This window comes from Bacillus cereus group sp. N21 (assembly GCF_016483395.1).
Lineage (GTDB): Bacteria > Bacillota > Bacilli > Bacillales > Bacillaceae_G > Bacillus_A > Bacillus_A pseudomycoides.
On record NZ_JAEHBX010000322.1, the window covers coordinates 1 to 279 of the forward strand.

Below are 279 nucleotides of genomic sequence, written 5' to 3' on the forward strand. Positions count from 1 at the left end.
ATACTTAATAAAACGGGAATACCTTGATTGAGTAATCTCTTATAATTTTCCTCATTCCCTTGAAAATAACGATATTCGTAACCTTGCTCTTCTATATATGTAACTGTATCTGAAAACTTAGAACCTGTTACATCAAAAATATATTGTGCAATTTCATCTTGCGTACGTTTTTCTCCCCATACCCCTAACATCATTTCCAAACTTGTCGGAACGCAATAGTTATCCTTTTGTACAACCGGAACTATCGGTAAACGAACCTTTTTTCCATCAGGATTTTTT

1 protein-coding gene is annotated in these 279 nt (G+C 33.7%); it reads right to left on the bottom strand.

The genetic code is table 11. From position 1 onward, the window contains the following. The coding region (locus JDS96_RS31050) for a C39 family peptidase (protein ID WP_199669152.1) at positions 1-279 on the bottom strand (279 nt) is incomplete at both ends.